The following is a 15,187-nucleotide window of genomic DNA, read 5'->3' as shown; positions in this document are numbered from 1 at the left end:
AAGCGCCGAGACGGAGCGAGCGAAGCGAGCGCAGTGCACCAGACGCCGCAGGCCCCGCCCTCCGGGCGGACGGAGCTACTTTCGAAACACGCCCTGGTACTCGGACCGCCGGGAGGAACGCAGGGTCGCCTGGTCGAGCAGCAGGATCAGGCCCTGCACACCCCAACGGGGCAGCAGGGTCAGCAGGCCGGCGGCCTGCTCCAGAAGGCTGGTCGTGGGAAACCCGGTGAGCACGTACCGCCACTCGCCAAGTGTCCGCAGCGCGCTGCCCACGAGCAGCGAGTGGCGGGTGTCGCCGTGGGCGTAGTGGCCGAACTCGTGACCCAGCAGGGCGACCCGCTCCTGTGGGCTCAGCACGGCCCACAGGCTCATGCCGAGCCACAGCACCCGCCGCTGCCGCAGCCCGTGGGTCCGCACACCGGCGTTCGCGTCCGCCTCGACCACGACGATGTCGACGCCGCGCGTGCCGACGGCCGCCGCGACCTCGTCGAGCAGGGCGAAGAGGTGCGGGGCGTCGGACCGTTCGAGCACCGTCTCGCTCTTCCGCAGCCGGGCGGTGCTGCCGAAGCGGGGCCGCAGGAGGACCGCCAGTCCCAGGAGCAGTACGCCGATGACGGGCTGCAGACCCTCGCCCCACCGTGCGGTCAGCAGCCACAGCCACAGCCCCGCCGCGGCCAGCGCCACGGTGACCCCGTGCACCAGCAGCGCGAGGAGCGACGCGAGCACGCGCGCGCCGCCGGCCGGGCGGCCCGCGCCCGGCTCGGCCCGCGCCAGCTCCGCGTACAACTGCTCGCCGTGGCGCCGGGCCATCCCGGACCGCACCCGCTCGAACAGTCCCGTGTCCTGCCGCCGCACCCCGGCTTCGGGGTCCGCGTTCCAGCCGCAGGCCGCGCACCACACCACGAACCGCGGGTCGACCGGCATCCCGGCGCCGCACGCGGGGCAGTCCCGCGTCTCGCCTACGCCGGCCTGCTTCTCACCTACGCCGGCCTGCGGGCCGGTGTCTTCCGCCGGGCCCCCATCCGGTGGGGGCACCGGCTGGGTTCCCGCCTCTTACTCCGGGCCGGCCGCCGGCTCCGCGCCGGCGGCCTCCGGACTTCGCCGACCGGCCGGCGCGTACGCCTCCGTCATGTTCCCGCCTTCTCGATTTCTCGATGTTCACGGCCGACGCCCGCGCCGGAGGGGCGTCAGCGCCCGCCCGGCCCGGTCTCAGCGGTCCAGATAGTCCTGGCGCAGCGCGTCCAGGATGCCCGCCGCCTCCTCCATCCCGGCCGCGCGGCAGCGCGCGATCGCCTCGGTCAGCCGGGTGATCGCGTCGGTCGGGCGCTCCAGCCCGTTGCCCTCGATCAGGGCCGCGATGCGAATGGCCTCGGCGCGCGGGAACTCGCCTTCCTTGCCGCCGCGTTCGTGCGCGGCGATGGCCGCCTCCGCCTCGGCCAGGGCCTCGGGGAAGCGTTCGGCACTGGCGAGGACGCGGGCGCGGCGGTAGTGGACGGATCCCGTCTCGTACCAGTGCGCGAAGTCCGTGGTGTCCTCCGGTACGGCGGCCAGCACGGCGTCCGCCCGGGCCAGGTGCGCGAGCGCGGTGTCGAGGGCGTCGTCCGCCCCGGCCGTCATCGCGAGCCGGGCGAACTCGCGCGTCATCTCCGCGATCCGCGGCCAGTTGGGCGCCTCCTCGTGGGCGGCGAGGGCGCGGGCGTACGCGGTGTCCGCCGCCTCCGGGCGGTCGGCCATCGCCAGCGCGACGGCGGCGTCCGCGGCGACCATGGTGTGGATGTGGCGGTCCTCCTGCCAGCCGGCGACGGTGTCGGCCACACGCAGGAACTCCTCGGCCGCCGGCAGGTACTCCTCCAGGTCCCGCAGCCCGCGCGCGAGCGTCAGCCGAGCCTGGGCGAGCAGCCGCTCGTCGAGCGCGGGCGCCGTCTCGTCGCCGGTGCCGGCCAGCACGGACTCCAGGACGGCGACGGCGTCGGCCTGTTGGCCGGAGCGCGCCAGTACGTCGGCGAGCTGGAGCCGGGAGTCGGTGGCGTCCTCGAACGACCCGGCCTGGTCGAACCGGGCCGCGGCCTCGGAGAGATGACGTACCGCGCCGCCGAAGTCGCCCATGTGTGAGGCGGCGTGACCGAGCAGCGCGTACGTGGGAGCCAGCGGGAAGGCACTGTCGTCGTAGCGGACGGCGTCGGCGATCGCCTGGTGCAGCAGCTCCACGGCCTCGGCCGGCTGCTCCTTGGCCATCAACAGCCGGGCGAGTAGGGCACGTACGCGCGAACCGCGCCACGGCCGGCCGGAGGCGGCCACGTCCACGAGGGCGGCGCGCAGTTCGGTCTCGGCGCGCTCCAGGTCGCCGAGGCTGCCGGCCATGTCGGCGATGTACGCGCGGGAGTTGGCGGCCTGGTGCGGCAGGGAGAGCCGCTCGGCCTCGGCCCGCAGCGTACGGGCGCTCTCCTCCACCCGCGCGAGCGCCTCCTTCGAGGGCTCGCCCCCTCGCTTGTGCGCCTCGGCCAGTGTCCCCTGAAGGAGGGAGAAAGTACGGGAGTTGAGGAGGGTGAGGTATTCGACGGCGCGGGCCTTGCCCAGGTCGGCGCCGTACAGGGCCTCTCCCGCACCGGGGCTCTCGCCCGTGAACGGGGCCTTGGTGAGGAGCTGTTCGGCCTCGGACACAAGCGCGTCGAGGGCTGCGCCGGCGGTCTCGGCCACGCTCTGCGCCGCCGGAGCGGCACCCGTGGGCGACTCGACACCGGACTCGGCCCCGGAATCGGACTCCGACCCGGTGCCGGCCGCGTCCCCGGGCTCGACGCCGGACGCGGAATCGGCCTCGGCGGCGGACTCGCCTCCGGGCTCGACCTCGGCGCGCCACGCCAGGGCGCGGGCCCGGGCGGCCAGCGCGTGCCAGGGCATACCGGCCTGCTCGTACAGCCCGGCGGCGCGGGCCAGCCAGGCCACGCCCTCGGTGTGCCGGTCCGTCTTCGCCTGCTGGGTGGCCTCGTGATCGGCGAGTTCGGCGCGCAGCCGCTCCTCGGGGCCGAGTTCACCGTCGTACGGCACGGGCTCGGGGGCGGTGCCGTCGGCGAGGCGCTCGCCGATCCGGGTCCAGAGCCGTTCCGCGCCGGGGTTTCCGTCGAGTTCGAGCCTGCGCGCCTCGTGGACGAGGGCCACGAAGTCGTCGGGGATCGCGGTCACGGTGGCGAGGGCCGGTGCGGGTGCGAGCACGGGGCCGGACGACGACGCCGTCCCGGCGGGACGGGTCGCGAAGGCGCGCAGCCCGAGCGGCAGCGGCTCGTCGAGCAGCGGGCGCCGGGCGAGGCGTGCCGTGCGGGCCTCGCCGACGGCGCCGGTGCCGTTGCGCCGGTCGAAGGCGGTGGCGAGCCGGTCCGCCTCGGCCCGGACATGGGCCAGAAGCGTCCCGGCGGTCCATTCCCGGCCGGCCGGTCCGGCGACCGGAGTGTCGCCGTGGCCGTCCTCGGCGAGCCGGGCCAGCAGCACCTCGACACCGGTGAGGAAGTGCAGACGGGCGAACGGGGCGCCGTCGGCGGCGAACAGCGGGCGGTTCTCGGCGAGGATCTCCAGGCCCCGGCCCTCGTTGCGGGACAGCGCGCAGAACTCCAGGTGCAGGCCGACCTCGGCCTGCATGCCGGTGTTGCCGCGGACCTGGCGGTAGCCGGTGAGATGGAACGAGCGGGCCTCGTCGAGCCGGCCGGTGCGCAGCAGCGGCAGCAGGGCGCGGGCCTGACTGGTCTGGGGTTCCTCGGAGCAGCTCTGGCTGCGGTCGAAGACCGGGCCCCAGGTGGCGAGGGCCGCCTCGTCGTCACCGGCCCGTACGAGGTGCGAGGCCCGCGCCCGGGTCTCGCACGCCTCGCAGTCGCTCAGCTCGGTGCGGGGCCGGGTGGCCCACAGGTCGTAGGCGTCGTCGACACCGATGCCCGTGTGGGTGGCGATGTGGTAGCGCATGGCGGCGACCGGCTGGACGCCGTGACCGGCGGCCTCGTACCGCTCGCGCATCCGGTCGGTCCAGCCGTGGAGGGTGGCCAGCGGCACGTCGGGCACCTGGAGCAGGGAGGTGGTCACCCACTTGAAGCGCCAGAAGACCTGGCGGGCCTCCCACTCGCTGAAGGACTCGGGCACGGTGTCCCAGAGCTTGAGGAGCCGGGCGAAGACGACGGGCGCCTTGCGGTGTTCGCCGGTGAACTCGTACGCCGACATCAGTTCCAGCAGGGCGGTGACGAGGATGTCGGGCTTGTCGAAGGGCTCGGCCGCCTCGGCGAGTTCCTCGGCGGTGACGGTGCGCTGCAGGCCGTGCGGGCGCTCGTGGTTCTCGCGCAGGGCTTCGAACACGGCCTCGGGGGTGTCGAGCATCTAGAAGTCCTTCCGGGGCTCGGTGCCGGGAGCGTCGTCGCCGGGGGTGGTGGACCCCGGGGCGGTGGTGCCGGGGTGGTGCATGGCGTGGGTGAGCAGGCCGATGAAGGCGCGGTTGAGCAGGGCGCTCTCGCTCGCCTTGAGCGGCCGGCGGCTGAGCAGCAGCGCCTGCCCGTACAGGGCCTCGGCGGTGGTGACGGCGAGGCCGCGCTCGGTAATCGTGACGGCCTGGCGGACCAGCGGGTTGAGGTGGTTCAGGACGAGCTGGGCGCGCGGGGTCTCCTGGCGCAGGGAGCCGAGGATGTCGGCCCACAGTCCGTCGCTGTCGGCGGCGAGGCCGGACCGGGTCCGCTCGTGGCGCGCCTCGCGGTTGTCGAGGAGCAGCGCGGGCGCGGTGACGGGCTGGAAGTCGCGCAGGACGACATCGCAGTCGTGCAGGCCGACGGTCTCGCGGGCGACGGTCAGGAAGGCCGCGGCGCGCAGTTCGGCGGTGGGGTCGACGGCGTCGAGGTGGGCGGTGACGGTGGCCGGGTCTAGATCGGTGACCGACGTGCCGGGGCGGACCTCGGGCAGCCGGTGGACCAGGTCGTGGTCGTAGGTGTAGCCGCCGTTGACGACGCCGAGACCGGCGGCCGAGGCGATCGGCGCGACCTGCCGGAACTCCTCGACGCTGCGGGTCACCAGGAGCGCCGGGTGGGTGCGGGCGAACTCCTCCAGGGTGACGTTGCCGTCGGTGGTCTCGAACGGCAGCCACGGCAGCACGATCCGCAGCAGCTCGTCGTCGTAGCGGGCGAGCGCCTTGACCGCGAGGTGGTGGGTGTCGATGAAGCGGTGCAGCAGCGCCGGGTCACTGGCGGCGAGGCCGGTGAGCCAGTCGCGGATCCGGTCGCCGAGGGCATCGCGTACGGCGGACAGCGTGCCGTCCTCGTACAGCGACTCCCGGGAGGCGGTGGGCCGCAGGCTGGTCGTGTCGACCACGCAGCGCACGAAGAACGCCCAGTCCGGAAGGAGTTCGGGCGCCTGGTCGGTCAGCAGCATGCCCTTGAGGTGGACCCGGTGGCCGGCGCGCTGGGCGGGGCTGACGGCGGTGGGCAGGACGTACGCGACACCGCGCAGCCCGGCCGCCGGGAGGTCCAGCTCGATGGTGTCGAGCGGGGTGAAGTCGAAGAGGGTGCGGCAGTACGTGGTGAGCGCCTCGCGGCGGGCGAGCGGGGAACGGTGGTCCCGCTCCCACGGCGGCGCCTCGTTGACGCGGTGGGACTCGCCGCGCGCGGTGACGACGGTGACCTCGTGCCGGAGCAGTCCGCCGTAGTGCCGGGCGAGCTCCACGACCCGCTCGGGGGTGGTCCATTCGGCGTTGTCCGCGCGCGGGGTCAGCCGCACGGTGGTGCCGGGCTCGGGGACGGCGGAGGCGGGCAGGGTCCGCAGGGTGTAGCGGCCGTCGGAGTGGCCGCGCCACTCGACGGCGGGCGCGGCCGGGTCGGCGGCGGACCGGCTGAGGACCGTGATCTCGTCGGCGACGACAAAGCAGGCGAGCAGGCCGATGCCGAACTGTCCGATGAACTCGCCGCGCGCGGCGTCGAGTCCGGCGCCGTCGAAGGCACCGTCGGCGGTCCGCTTGGAGCTGCGCCCGATGGTGGCGAGGAAGCGGTGGACGTCGGCCTCGGTCAGGCCGACACCGGTGTCCGTGACGGTGAGGGTGTCGCCGGTGCGCACGGTGATGGCGCCGGGCGCGCCGGGGTCGAGCGCCTGGCGGGCGGTGATGGCGTCGACGGCGTTCTGGAGCAGTTCGCGCAGGTAGACGCGGGGGCTGGAGTAGAGGTGGTGGGAGAGCAGGTCGACCAGGCCGCGCAGGTCGACCTGGAAGGTGTGGGACGTCTGGGATGGGGACACCTGGTGAGGTCCTTCGGTGCGCGCCCCGCGCGGTGGCCGGGGCGGAAGAAGACGGAGAGAAGGCGAGAAGGCGAGAAGTCAGGGAGAGGACAGGGAGGTCGGCAGGGGACGACGGCGGAACCGGCGAGCGTCGAGCGGACGGACGAGCGGGCGGACGGACGGACCGGGGCCGACCGGGGGCGGACGACTCGCACGTACGGGATACGGCGTGACGTCACGTCCCATCGGCCGCTACGGCGCGGGAGTCACCCCGCGCGCGGCGCCGACCGGTCCTGATCGCATGCCGGGGAGGCCCGGGAAGCCCGCAAGACCCGGGACTCGCTTACACGGGCGAACGACCGCGCCGGCCGGGGACGGGACGTCCCGCCCGGGGAGCGGTCCGGTCCGTTCGCGACCGGCCGCCGAGCGGCTGCCCGGCCGGATGCCCGATCGGATGCCCAAGCGGGTCAGCGGGCCCACTTGCGGAAGGCGGCCGCCGGGTCGATGTGGTCGATGTACTGCCAGGGGAACTCGCTGACCCGGCCCTCGATGGCGTCGAAGCACTCGCGCGCGGTGGTCTTCTCCCCCGAGAGCGCGAAGGCCATGGCGAAGGCGTTGTACAGCTCCAGCCACCCGTCCTCGCGGACGTAGTCCGGGTGGCGGTACGAGTGGTCGGCGGCCTCGTTCAGCGATGCCACGACCTCGGGCGAGGTGATGTACTCCCCGTCCGGACCCGATTCGAGGTCCAGCCACTGTTCGAGGTGGGCGATGGCCACGAGATGGCCGAGCGCGGTGCCGGCGGGCGCGCCGAACACCGACGCGCGCGCGAAGGCATGCATCTCCTCGTGGGAACCGCTCCACTTCGCGCAGACCTGCTGGAGGTGCTGCTCGTGCGCGCCGACGTGCCGCGGATCACGGCGTACGGTCGCCTCGAACCGGCGGCGGGCGATCTCCTGGCCGACCTGGAGACCACGGCCGCTGGTCTGGAGCACGTACCAGGGCGAGGCCCAGCCCGGCTCGAGTTCGGCCGCCTCGTACAGCCACTTCTCGGCCGTCCGCAGCCGCTCGTGGAACACCTGGAACTGCTCGCGGGACACCTGCGAGGCGCGTGCCCCGGTGCGGGCCTCCCAGCCCCAGTCGACATACCGGATCCCGGCCACGAGCCGCGGCAGCGCGGCATCCGGCGCGGCCTCGGCCACGCCCGGAATCCAGGTCTCCACCCCGGCGGACCCGGCGGCCGCCCACAGCAGCTCCCGCCATGCCTCGCCCTCGGGCCGCGCCTCGAACAGCGCCCGCAGCGTCTCCCAGTCGCCCGCCTCGGCGGCCGTCCGGGCCCGCGCCACGTCGGGATGACCGGACCCCTTCTGTACCTGTGCGACGGGCCGCCCGGCCCGCTTCGCCAGCGTGCGCCCCCAGTCACGGAGCAACGCCATGTCCCCACCCCTTGTTTCGTACGTGTCGGGTGGGAGTCGACGACCGCCTCACCCGGTGGAGTAGTGACTATCACGCGCCACTGACACCCGCACACCAGTATCTCCGCGGCGGCCGGTTCGACCCCGGCGGGGGCCACCGCCGGCCGGCGCCGGCCGGTGCCCCGGACCGGGGTGGCACGACACCGGCAGGGGCGGGCGCGGGAACGCGAAACGGCGGTGGGGTGACCGGATTCTCATCCGATCACCCCACCGCCGAACCAACTGCTGTGTCCGAGGGGGGACTTGAACCCCCACGCCCGATAAAGGGCACTAGCACCTCAAGCTAGCGCGTCTGCCATTCCGCCACCCGGACTAGGTGTTTGTCGGCCGTTCGGTGTGTTCCTCGCGGCGACAAGAACTAATCTACCAGCAGTTTCGCCCCCTCGTGACCCACCTGCCCGGCCACTCCGGCCACTCGCCCTGCCGCCCGCCCGGGTGACGAAGACGGTGCCAGGGCGTCGACCCGGCGCGCGAGGCCCGGGATACTGCCGTCATGACGTGCTTCGTGCGGTTCCAGGGGACGACGCGCCATCCGCGAGGGCACTTCCCGGGAGTGTTCGCCCTGGCCAACGGGCTGGCCAGGGACGGCCGGCTGAGCCCGGCGGAGTACCGGTTCTGGCGGGAGTCCAACGACTGGTACGACGCCGCGTATCCCGATCCGTCGGCCACCGACCCCCGGGTCTACGACCCCGCACTGAACCCGGGCGCCGTCGCCTGGTTCAAGGGCACGGCCCGGCATCTGCTCGAACGGGTGCCGGGCTATATCGCGTTGCTGGCGGCACACGAGGTGCCGTGTGTGCGCGTCGAGTCGGCGGATCCGGGGCGGATCGTCTACGAGGACGACGTCCAGGTGGTGGCCGTGCCATGGGTGCCGGGCCAGAGCCACCGGGGCCGGTGACGGCATCCGGCGCACGGGCCAGGGCCGGGGCCGGGTCACGGGCCCGGGGTCAGGATCCGAGCCGTACGCGGAGTCCGGCCCGGCCCCGCGCCGTACGCCGGACCGGGATCAGCCCCGGGCCTCCGCCTCGGCGACAGCCTGCGCCTCCTGCGCCTCCTGCGCCTCCATCGTCTGCTGTGCCTCCCGCGCGATCCGCTCGAACTGGGCGCCCATCGCCTCGGCGAGGGCCTGCGCGGCGGAGAGCGGGCGGACCATGACGGTCAGGTCGTCGATCCTGCCGTCCTCGTCGAAGTGGAGGAAGTCGCAGCCCTGGACGGCGCGTCCGCCGACCTTCGCGGTGAAGACGAGGGCATGGTCGCGGCCACCGGCGTCGGCGATCTCGCGGACGTACGTGAAGTCCTCGAAGACCCGCATCACCGCGCGCAGGATCGCGAGGGTGATCGCCTTGCCCGGATACGGCTTGAAGGCGACGGGGCTGGTGAAGACGACCTCGTCGGCGAGGAGCGTCTCGATGGCGTCGATGTCACGGGCCTCGGCGGCCGCGCGGAAGGGGTGCATGTCCGGATCCGTCCCACTCCGTCTCGATCAAGAACCGACTGCCTCTACGGTGAGGAGGCGCGCCCACGCTAGGGGGCGGCCGAGCGGGTGTCCAGGGAGAGTCCGAAGACGGTCGGAGCGGGCCCGGATCGGTCCGCCCGGGGTCCGGCGGGCGCCCGGACGAGTGCCTGCCGTGTGCCCCGTCGCCTCACACGGGCCCGCGCGGCATAGGCTCGCGGCGGGCGGCGCCCCATGCGAGAAGGAGGAGCCCATGAACTCGACGGAGGAAGTGGAGGAGGCCGGGCAGCGTCTGCACGCGGCCGACGTCCTCAACGCGAAGCGGACTCTCGTCCAGCTGCTCGCCCGGGCCGGGGTCCACGCCGGCGACGCGGAACATCTGATCGGCCTCGTCGAGGCGGGCGCGCTCGCCGTGGCCCACGACGAGCTGGGCACACTCGCGCGGGCCGGCCAGGGCACCGCCGGTTTGCCCGGGGTCCCCGGTCTTTCCGGTCTCCCCGAAGGGAAGGCCGAGCCGTTCGTGTCCGGCTGGCTCGCCGGCGCCGAAACGATCACCGGCGGACTCGCGGCCCTCGCCGAACGCACCCTGCGCGACACCGTCGGCGCCGAGCCGGGGGCCACCACACCCGGCCCCCGGTCGCCCGTCACCCGTATGGAGGTCGAGCGGGCGAAGGTGGCCGTGCTGCCGCTCTATCTCTCCTTCACCACCGACTCCGAACTCGACCCCGAGGTGTCCGAGCAAGTCCTCACCGCCGTCCTCGGCACGATGACCGCCCGCCGCAGGGCCGGATACGCGGGCCGGCTCACCGCGTTCGCCTCGGAGCACCGGGCCCGGGTGCTGCGGATGTACGCCGAGTACGGGCCCGGCAGTCCCATCGCGATCCACGGCCGCTACTCGCTGCTCCACTCCCCCACCAGCATCGCCGTCCTGGAACGTCTCGTCGCGGCGCCCGCGCCGCTGCGGGAGGAATGGGACGCGGCCGAACTGCCGCCCGCCTGGCTGGACGGCCTCACCACCGCCTGGGAGTCCGCGGCCTGAGCCCCCGTCCCCCGGATCCCGCCCCACCCCACCTCACCCCGCCCCACGTCACCCCACGTCAGGAGCACGATGGACGGCACACCCCTCCCCCGCTCGCGCGTCTCGGCGTACGCGATAGCCCTGGACGACGAACGGCTGCTCCTGGCCCGTCTGTCGGACCGCTCCCCGGTCTTCGCGCCGGGCCTGTGGCATCTGCCGGGCGGCGGGATCGACCACGGCGAACAGCCGGTGGAAGCGCTCGAACGCGAACTGCGCGAGGAGACGGGACTCGCCCTGACGGGGGCCCGGCTGCTGGACACCCGGGCGTACACCACCGTGCGCGGCGGTACGCACTGGCATCTCGTCGCCCTCTTCTACGCCGTCGTCCTCGGCCCCGGCACACCCCGGGTCACGGAGACGGACGGCTCGACGGAGGCGGCCCGCTGGGTGCCTCTGGCGGAACTGCGCGAGAGCGAGCTCTCGCCCGCCGCCGCGGACGCGCTGCGCCTGATCCGCTGATCCCTTGATCCCCTGATCCGCCACGCCACCGGGCCACCGGGCCACCGGGCCACCGGGCCACCGGGCCACCGGGCCACCGGGCCACCGGGCCACCGCCGAACGAGGTCGGCGGCGAACGAGGTCGGCGGCGAACGAGGTCGGCGGCGCGGTGGCACGGCACTGCACGGCGGTACGACACATACGGCGAGCGATACGGCGGCGGTACGGACCGGGCGAACCTTCGGCGCGACGACCCAGGGGGTGGCCGCCGCACCGGCTCCTCCGCAGGACATCACCTGGTCCGTACCGCGGACGCGGCTCCCCGTGCCCGAGGGAGTGCGTCATGCGACGATCCTGGCCCGCCCGGGCGGACCGGGTCCAGAGGATCATGGCGGCGCGTCCACGCGCTGGCGCGTTCGCGCCAAGGTCCGCCCAAGGGCCGAGGGCCCCGCGGGCCCGCCCCGCCCCGTGACCCGCGCGTCTACTATGACCCCCGCGAAGAACGACGGGTATCCGCACATCGCGGGAAGGACACGGGGCCATGCGTCGGCTGGGGGAACTCGAGGCGGAGATCATGGACCGCTACTGGCGCTGGAACCGCCCGGCCACGGTGCGCGAGACCGTCGACGACATCAACCGGCACCGGGACGTCGCGTACACCACCGTGACCACCGTGACCACGATCCTCTTCCACAAGGGCTATCTGACCCGGGCCCGGGACGGACGGGTGTGGCTGTACCGGGCGGCGGCCACCCGCGAGACCTACGCGGCGGCCCTCATGGAGGACGGCCTGGACGCGAGCGAGGACCGTCCGGCCGCGCTGCTGCGTTTCGTGGAGTGTCTGGACGAAGCCGAGCGCGCGGCGCTCGGCCAGGCGTTGCGCACGGTGGGTCCCCGGCCCGCGGAGTGACCGCCCGTCCCCTTCACACCGCCCCGCCACGTCGCCCAGTCCCGTCGCCCCGCGCACCCCACCCGCACCCCCCACCCGACCGCCAAGGAGCAGCACCGTGCCGACACCGACCGAATCCCGGACCGCGACCCTGACGTACGACGAGGTGGAGCGCGCCGCCGGGCGCATCGGCGGTCTGGTCCGCCCCGTGACCGTCGTGCCCGCAGCGCGTGAGGGCGGCCCGGAGGTGTTCCTGGCCCTGGAATTCCTCCAGTACACCGGGTCGTTCAAGGCGCGCGGCGCACGCAACTTCCTCCGCGCCCACCAGGAGGCCGGAACGCTGCCGGAGGCCGGGGTGACGATCGCGTCGGGCGGCAACGCGGGCCTCGCGTGCGCGTGGGCCGCGCGCGAACAGGGCGTGCGGGCGACGGTGTTCCTGCCGGCGACCGCTCCGAAGGTGAAGGTCGACCGGCTGCGCGGGTACGGGGCGGACGTCCGGCTCGTCGGATCCGAGTACGCGGAGGCGCTGGCGGCCTGCGAGGAGTTCGCGGCCGGGAGCGGGGCGCTGGCCTCGCACGCGTACGACCATCCGCTCATCGCCGCCGGCGCGGGCACCCTCCTGGAAGAGATCCGGCGGGCGGTGCCGGGGCTCGGCACGGTGGTGGTGTCGGTGGGCGGCGGCGGTCTGTTCGCGGGGGTCGCGACGGCCGCCCGGCACCACGGCGTACGGACGGTGGCGGTCGAGCCGGAGAACTGCCGGGCGCTGAACGCCGCCCTGGAGGCCGGCGGTCCGGTGGACGTACCGGTCGACTCGGTCGCCGCCGACTCGCTGGGCGCCCGCCGGGCCTCGGTCGCGGCCGTACGGGCGGCCCGCGAGGAGGGGACGCACTCGGTACTGGTCCCCGACTCGGCGATCGTCCGGGCCCGCCGGGAGCTGTGGGACACCCATCGCGTGGTGGTCGAACACGCCGCGGCCACGGCGTACGCGGCCCTCGCCGCGCCCGGCGCGAAGGCGTACGCCACGCCCGGCGAGCGGGTGTGCGTGGTGCTCTGCGGCGCCAACACGGATCCGTCCGACCTGGCGGGCTGACCGCCCGCCGGCCGCCCCGTCCCATCCCGATCCGCACCCCGTACCCGCACCACCCCGCCCGCGCCGTCCGCTCGCACCACCCGTACGGCCGCCGGGACGCCGGGTGTCCCCGGTCGGGCGAATGTCGCGGCGCGGGCGTGGTGCGGGCGCGCCCGGGTGGTACGTCGATGGCCATGCAGCCCACTCGTCCGGCGGTCGCCCCGCTCCTGCGCACGGCCGCCGCGTACGCGTGGCGGGTGCTGGTCGTGGGCGGGCTCGTGTACGCGCTGTTCGTCGTGCTCGGGCGCTTCCACGAGATCGGGGTGGCGGTGTTCCTGAGCCTGGTGATCACCGCTCTGCTGCGGCCGGTCGCCGGTCTCGTGGCCAGGGTGATGCCGCGTCCGCTCGCGGTGGCGCTCACACTCGTCGGCAGCATCGCGCTGGTCCTCGGGGTGCTCGTACTCGTCGGCGAGGCGGTGGCGGGTGAGAGCGTCACGCTGGTACGAGAGTTGCGGACCGGTGTGGCGCGGATCGAGGACTGGCTGCAACGGCCCCCGTTCCGGATGAACCCCCGGGCCCTCGCGGATCTGGAGTCCCAGGCCGGGAACTACCTCACCAGTCACCGCTCGACCCTGCTGAACCAGGCGCTGAGCGGGGCGGGGCAACTGGTCCTGGTGCTCACCACGCTGGCGCTCGCGGTGTTCTGCTCGGTGTTCTTCATCCATTCGGGTGATCGTCACTGGGGCTGGTTCCGGGAGCAGTTGCCGCCGTCCGTGCGGGGGCGGGTGGAGATCGGCGGGCAGGCGGCGTGGCGGACGTTCACCGGGTACACGCACGGGATCGTGCTGGTGTCCGCGACGAACGCGGTGCTGGTCGGGATCGCGCTGTGGCTGCTGCGGGTACCACTCGCGCTGCCGCTGGCGCTGCTGGAGTTCGTCGCCGCGTTCGTCCCGCTCATCGGCTCGCCGATCGCGCTCGCGATCGCCGCCGTGGTCGCGCTGGCGTCGCGCGGGCCGCTGGTGGCGGGGGTGGTGATCGCCCTGATCGTGGTCATCGGGCAGATCGAGGGGCATCTGCTGCATCCGCTGGTGATGGGCTGGGCGGTCCGGCTGCATCCGCTGGTGGTGGCGATCTCGGTGGTGGCGGGGGCGATCGCGGCCGGTGTGGTGGGGGCGGTGGTGGCGGTGCCGCTGGTGTCGGTGGTGTGGTCGGTCCATACGGCGCTGCGCGCGGCACGGAAGGCCCCGGCGGACAGCGAGGAAGGTCCGGAAGCGACCGGGGAAACGGGTAACGGCGACCTCGGGCCCGGGAACGGACCGCTCGGGGACGGACCTCCCGGGGGCCCGCCGCCCGTGTGACGGTACGCCAGGGCTCCCCGGACGCCGAGGGGGACCGGGCTCGGCTACGGCTACGGCTACGGCTACGGCCACGGCCACGGCCACGGCCACGGCTACACATACCGAAGTGGCCGGTGGTGCACCCCCGCCGACCTGGGCTCGTGGACGGAGCCCGGCGCGTCGGCGAGACTTCGGGCCGGAGCACGGCGTCCCTCATCCGAAGGAGCAGTGGCATGCGCGCACGGGGCATCAACTACGACACCGGGTTCCTGCCCGGCCGGGAACTCTCCCGTACGGCCTTCACCCCTCGGGCAGTACGGCACGACATGGCGGTGATCGCCCGTGAACTGCACTGCGACGCGGTACGCGTCTCCGGTCGCGAGCCGGAGCGGCTGAGCATCGCCGCCCGCTGCGCGGCGGAGGCCGGACTCGAAGTGTGGTTCGCCCCCTTCCCGGTCGATCTTCCCGAGGACGATCTGCTGCCGTTCTTCGCCGAGTGCGCCCGCCGGGCCGAGACCGTGCGCCGGAGCGGGGCCGAGGTGGTCTTCGTCGCGGGCTGCGAGATGAGCGCCTTCTGCCGCGGTTTCCTGCCGGGCGACACCTACGGCGACCGGCTGCGGACGATGGCCTCGGCCGACCTGGAGTGGTGGAGGGGTCTCGGACCGGTGCGAGAGCGTCTCGATTCCCTCCTCGCACGGGTCGTCGCGACGGTGCGGGCCCACTTCGGCGGACGCGTCACCTATGCCGCGGCGCCCTGGGAGTCCGTCGACTGGACTCCGTTCGACCTCGTCGGCGTCGACACCTACCGCTCGGCCCACAACGCCGACACCTTCCGCTCGGAGATACGGGCGCACCTCGCGCACGGCAAACCCGTCGCGGTGACCGAGTACGGCACCTGCGCCTACCGGGGCGCGGCCGAACGCGGCGGTGCGGCCTACCAGGTGCCGGACGGCGCCGTGCGCGACGAGGACGAGCAGGTCCGCCATCTGAACGAACTGCTCGACGTCTTCGAGGAGGAGGGGGTCGACACCGCGCTCTGGTTCACCTTCGCCGGCTACAGCAGGCCCGGGGAGGCCGATCTCGGCTCCTACGGGGTGGTCCGGGTGCACGACGAGGCCCACTGGGAGCCGAAGAAGGTCTTCCACGCGATGGCGTCCCGTCACCTGCGCGACTGACACCGGGGCCACTGCCCGCCAAGGCGCTCAGGCTCCCCCGGCCCTCCCGGT

Annotated in this window: 12 protein-coding genes and 1 tRNA gene; 7 read left to right on the top strand and 6 right to left on the bottom strand. The window is 74.1% G+C overall.

Annotated elements, in window-relative coordinates; all coding sequences use genetic code 11:
* Positions 1 to 75: 75 nt before the first annotated feature.
* The 5 genes from ABZ990_RS26070 to ABZ990_RS26050 form a co-directional block, all read right to left on the bottom strand.
* A complete protein-coding gene (locus ABZ990_RS26070; RefSeq protein ID WP_361236274.1) occupies positions 76 to 924 on the bottom strand; it encodes a M48 family metallopeptidase in 849 nt (282 codons plus the stop codon).
* A gap of 285 nt (positions 925 to 1,209) precedes the next feature.
* The gene (locus tag ABZ990_RS26065; protein WP_361236271.1) at positions 1,210 to 4,353 is read right to left on the bottom strand and encodes a hypothetical protein; all 3,144 of its coding nucleotides are present in this window, start codon (positions 4,351 to 4,353) and stop codon (positions 1,210 to 1,212) included.
* Positions 4,354 to 6,246, bottom strand: coding sequence for an HSP90 family protein (locus ABZ990_RS26060; protein ID WP_361236268.1), 1,893 nt, complete (start codon positions 6,244 to 6,246; stop codon positions 4,354 to 4,356).
* Positions 6,247 to 6,692: 446 nt separating this feature from the next.
* The gene (locus ABZ990_RS26055) at positions 6,693 to 7,658 is read right to left on the bottom strand and encodes a hypothetical protein (protein ID WP_361236265.1); all 966 of its coding nucleotides are present in this window, start codon (positions 7,656 to 7,658) and stop codon (positions 6,693 to 6,695) included.
* 267 nt (positions 7,659 to 7,925) lie between these two features.
* Positions 7,926 to 8,010, bottom strand: a tRNA-Leu gene (locus ABZ990_RS26050).
* Between the two features lie 180 nt (positions 8,011 to 8,190).
* On the opposite strand from ABZ990_RS26050, the gene ABZ990_RS26045 reads away from it, so the two are divergent.
* Positions 8,191 to 8,595, top strand: a complete 405-nt coding sequence (locus ABZ990_RS26045; protein ID WP_361236262.1) for a hypothetical protein — start codon at positions 8,191 to 8,193, stop codon at positions 8,593 to 8,595.
* Positions 8,596 to 8,703: 108 nt separating this feature from the next.
* Here ABZ990_RS26045 and ABZ990_RS26040 read toward each other — a convergent pair whose 3' ends face one another.
* Positions 8,704 to 9,153, bottom strand: a complete 450-nt coding sequence (locus tag ABZ990_RS26040) for a nuclear transport factor 2 family protein (protein ID WP_361236259.1) — start codon at positions 9,151 to 9,153, stop codon at positions 8,704 to 8,706.
* Between the two features lie 250 nt (positions 9,154 to 9,403).
* Here ABZ990_RS26040 and ABZ990_RS26035 point away from each other — a divergent pair, with 250 nt between their 5' ends.
* The 6 genes from ABZ990_RS26035 (at position 9,404) to ABZ990_RS26010 (ending at position 15,136) form a co-directional block, all read left to right on the top strand.
* A complete protein-coding gene (locus ABZ990_RS26035; RefSeq protein WP_361236256.1) occupies positions 9,404 to 10,189 on the top strand; it encodes a hypothetical protein in 786 nt (261 codons plus the stop codon).
* Positions 10,190 to 10,258: 69 nt separating this feature from the next.
* Positions 10,259 to 10,687, top strand: coding sequence for an NUDIX domain-containing protein (locus tag ABZ990_RS26030; RefSeq protein WP_361236253.1), 429 nt, complete (start codon positions 10,259 to 10,261; stop codon positions 10,685 to 10,687).
* 520 nt (positions 10,688 to 11,207) lie between these two features.
* Positions 11,208 to 11,576: a BlaI/MecI/CopY family transcriptional regulator gene (locus ABZ990_RS26025; protein WP_361236250.1), complete on the top strand. Its 369-nt coding sequence runs from the start codon at positions 11,208 to 11,210 to the stop codon at positions 11,574 to 11,576.
* 97 nt (positions 11,577 to 11,673) lie between these two features.
* Positions 11,674 to 12,645 (top strand): serine/threonine dehydratase, encoded by a 972-nt coding sequence (locus tag ABZ990_RS26020; protein ID WP_361236247.1) that lies wholly within the window; start codon positions 11,674 to 11,676, stop codon positions 12,643 to 12,645.
* Positions 12,646 to 12,818: 173 nt separating this feature from the next.
* Entirely contained in the window at positions 12,819 to 13,982 is a 1,164-nt protein-coding gene (locus ABZ990_RS26015; protein ID WP_361236244.1) for an AI-2E family transporter, read from the top strand.
* 212 nt (positions 13,983 to 14,194) lie between these two features.
* Positions 14,195 to 15,136, top strand: a complete 942-nt coding sequence (locus ABZ990_RS26010) for a hypothetical protein (protein ID WP_361236241.1) — start codon at positions 14,195 to 14,197, stop codon at positions 15,134 to 15,136.
* Positions 15,137 to 15,187 lie beyond the last annotated feature (51 nt).

This window comes from Streptomyces sp. NPDC046203 (genome assembly GCF_040646255.1).
Lineage (GTDB): Bacteria > Actinomycetota > Actinomycetes > Streptomycetales > Streptomycetaceae > Streptomyces.
This window is presented reverse-complemented; position numbering and strand designations above follow the sequence as displayed.

Bases quoted from the DNA above. Each gene is read 5' to 3' on its own strand.
- ABZ990_RS26070 (WP_361236274.1), bottom strand. From the start codon at position 924: ATGCCGGTCGACCCGCGGTTCGTGGTGTGGTGCGCGGCCTGCGGCTGG.
- ABZ990_RS26065 (WP_361236271.1), bottom strand. From the start codon at position 4,353: ATGCTCGACACCCCCGAGGCCGTGTTCGAAGCCCTGCGCGAGAACCAC.
- ABZ990_RS26055 (WP_361236265.1), bottom strand. From the start codon at position 7,658: ATGGCGTTGCTCCGTGACTGGGGGCGCACGCTGGCGAAGCGGGCCGGG.
- ABZ990_RS26045 (WP_361236262.1), top strand. From the start codon at position 8,191: ATGACGTGCTTCGTGCGGTTCCAGGGGACGACGCGCCATCCGCGAGGG.
- ABZ990_RS26040 (WP_361236259.1), bottom strand. From the start codon at position 9,153: ATGCACCCCTTCCGCGCGGCCGCCGAGGCCCGTGACATCGACGCCATC.
- ABZ990_RS26035 (WP_361236256.1), top strand. From the start codon at position 9,404: ATGAACTCGACGGAGGAAGTGGAGGAGGCCGGGCAGCGTCTGCACGCG.
- ABZ990_RS26030 (WP_361236253.1), top strand. From the start codon at position 10,259: ATGGACGGCACACCCCTCCCCCGCTCGCGCGTCTCGGCGTACGCGATA.
- ABZ990_RS26025 (WP_361236250.1), top strand. From the start codon at position 11,208: ATGCGTCGGCTGGGGGAACTCGAGGCGGAGATCATGGACCGCTACTGG.
- ABZ990_RS26015 (WP_361236244.1), top strand. From the start codon at position 12,819: ATGCAGCCCACTCGTCCGGCGGTCGCCCCGCTCCTGCGCACGGCCGCC.
- ABZ990_RS26010 (WP_361236241.1), top strand. From the start codon at position 14,195: ATGCGCGCACGGGGCATCAACTACGACACCGGGTTCCTGCCCGGCCGG.